The sequence below is a fragment of the Nonomuraea sp. NPDC054003 genome, from assembly GCF_055585125.1.
The window spans coordinates 1-2,664 of sequence record NZ_JBVJKR010000039.1 but is presented as its reverse complement, the minus strand read 5'-3'; the positions used below and the strand labels follow the sequence as shown (position 1 = coordinate 2,664).

The 2,664-nt window shown below is 65.1% G+C and carries 3 protein-coding genes; all 3 read right to left on the bottom strand.

Features of this window, described 5'->3' with window-relative positions; all coding sequences use genetic code 11:
* Positions 1 to 44: 44 nt before the first annotated feature.
* Complete coding sequence (locus ACZ6YG_RS44575; RefSeq protein ID WP_466021367.1) at positions 45 to 1,256, bottom strand: tyrosine-type recombinase/integrase; 1,212 nt, start codon at positions 1,254 to 1,256, stop codon at positions 45 to 47.
* Positions 1,253 to 1,456, bottom strand: a complete 204-nt coding sequence (locus ACZ6YG_RS44570) for a helix-turn-helix domain-containing protein (RefSeq protein WP_466021366.1) — start codon at positions 1,454 to 1,456, stop codon at positions 1,253 to 1,255. Before ACZ6YG_RS44570 ends, ACZ6YG_RS44575 begins: the two co-directional genes overlap by 4 nt.
* A partial coding sequence (locus ACZ6YG_RS44565; RefSeq protein ID WP_466021365.1) for a replication initiator occupies positions 1,456 to 2,664 on the bottom strand: 1,209 nt, incomplete at its 5' end. The genes ACZ6YG_RS44565 and ACZ6YG_RS44570, both read right to left, overlap by 1 nt.

Genomic DNA, 2,664 nt, shown 5'->3' with positions numbered 1-2,664 from the left:
TGATGCAAGTGTGACTAATAGTGCTATTGCTGCTTAAATAGGATTTAGATCGCAGAGTGGTTGAACCTCATACACCACGATCTTGGACGCGGCCCATCCCGGACGCTGGCCTGCTTGAGGATGGCTTTCCACTGCTTCCAGTCCTCGGTTCGCTCCACGGGAGTGCCGTACTTCGTCGCGAACACCAGGTCGTGATCCTCCCACCGATCTCCCGCCCGCTTTCGCTCGGCATCCTGAATCTCGCGGTGGGCCTTGAGCTGGGCGAGGAGTTCGGGCGGGCACTGGAGGGTGAGCTTGCTCTTGCCCTTGCGCTGCCGAAAGACGAGACCACCGCCGGTTCGCTTCGGGCACTTGTCCGCGTGACCGGTGCAGTCCTTGAGACAGGGCCGTTTGTAGCAGACGTGACCCGGCTTGGTGCACCCCGGCTTGCACGTCGGCCGATGCTTATGGATCTTGCACCGCGCGTGACATGGTCGACGATGCCGCTCCTCGCCGCAGGCGTGCGGATCATCGCACCCGTGCCGCCACTCCTGGCGCTGTACCTGGAACCAAGCCCGGACCTCTCCCGTGTCCAGGTCGATGTACGACCAACGGAGCCCGAGCGCTTCGCCCTGGCGAATACCGAGTGCGAGCGCGACGGACCAGCGGGTGCCGTTCCTCTTGGTCTTGGCTACGTCGAGGATGCGACGTGCTTCCTCCTGCGTCAGCGGTTCGATCTCGGTTTCCGTGGCTGTGGGTGCTTCCACTAGGGTGGCCACGTTCCGCGTGACCTTGTCGCGCCGGACGGCCACCTTGAGCGCGCGGGAGATGATCCGGTGCACCTTCAGGACGGTGCTTGTGGACAGACCCTTGTCCAGCATCGTCGTATACGCGGTGTCGAGGTGCTCCGGGGCGAGCCGGTTCAACCTGTGACGGCCCAAGAGCGGGACGATCCAGTGACGGCTCTTGGAACGGTAGTCCGCCAGAGTGCGCGGAGCCATCTTGCCCGAAGCCACCAGGCGTTCACAGATCACGTCGAGGTACTCGGTCATCCACTCGGCGACCGTAGGCACCCGCCCCGGCTTGGTCACCTGGCCGGCGTCCCGACCACCTTCCAACTCGGCGACCTTGCGGGTTACCTCAGCCTCGGTCTTAGCCATGCGATGACGACGATCAGGAGAACCGTCCGGCTTGACGCCGACAGTGACCCAGCCGTGCCAGTACCCGTCCTTGCCGAGGTAGATGGAGGAGCGTCCGTTCGGCTTCTTCGCCATCACGCCACATCCTCCGTGTGCATCAGCCCTGCCTTAGCTTCCAGAGCCCGCGCGAACTCGGCGAGCGCCCAGCTTGGGACCAAGCGGTAGCCGTCTTCCTTGACCGACTTGAGCTCGCCTGTCTTGATGAGCCGGAAGACAGCCGTACGGCTCATGCCGAGAAGCACTGCCGCGTCCTTGGGGCGATAGAACAAAGGCTCCATCAGGCCGCCTCCTCTCGAATTGCCGAAAGATCTTGTCCGTCTGCTTGGGCTTGGAGCTGCGCCATGTGTGTTCGCCAGCGTTGGCGTTCGGCCACGGTCCGCAGGAGACGGACGGCCAGCGGGGGCACGTTGGCATCTCCGGCCGGGACGGGCCGCCAGATGTAGCGGTGCGGGTCGATCGGTTCGTCGGCCTGGCCGAGGGCTTCCAGGACCCAGGTGCGACGGTCCTGCTTGTGTTCGGCGAGGGTCTTGTTGGACCACTTGCGGGAGACCAGGACGCGGCGCCCGGCGTAGCCGAGGTGCTCGGGCTTGTGTGCCTTGGAGCGGCACCGGCCGGGCTGCATGCCGGGCTTGGCGTTCTTGGGTTGTACGCCGTAGCGGAGCCAGTTCGGGCAGGTGGGCGAGCAGGGTTCGTACCGCAGGGCGTCGACCATGCGGGCGGCGTGCTCGCGCTGGGCCTGGCCGCCGTCGAGGCTGTCGCCGATGGACTTGGTCAGGTACTTGGACAGGTACCGAATGCACTGGTCGGCATCCGGAGTACCGGCGAGAACACCTTGCACATCCACCTGATCGCCGAAGCGCAGCACGTGGAGGGGTTCGGCGTCTTCATCGAGAGCGTCGAGGGCCTCGTCCCAGGTGGGCAGGACCTCACCGGTCATCGGGTCGAGATAGCCGGCCTCCTCGTCCCACACCGGCAGTCGATCGCCCTCGAAGCGCACCTCGTCGGCTTGAGGCCACCACACCTGGTGATACGTGGCCGCCACGATCTGCTTGATCTCCGCACGCGGCAGGGTGCCCCGGATGGCCATGTGCAGGTGCGGGGCGAGCCGCTTCTGAGGCTCCACAGCCGCGAAGTACTGCACGTCGTAGCCCGCGACCCGGCGAAGGTTCTGCACGAAGCGATCTACGAGCTTGGAGACGTGCAGCGCGTCCCGAGCAGCGCGCCGGTAGTCGTAGGTGCCGGGATCGATCGGGACTCCATCACGGACCTTGCCGTAGCTGGGCAAGGTGAGCGTGACGAACAGGGACGGCCGGTAGGTCTTGCCGTCCGTGCTGGTGAAGGTGCGCCCAAGAGTGGTGTTGGTCATCTTGCGCTTGGGCAGGTCGGGAGCATGAACTGCGCCGGGATTGATGGAGACTCCATCGGTTGGAAAGGATGGAGTCCATGTCAGGTCGATCCAGCTCCCCGCACCCCGCCCAGCGTCGCT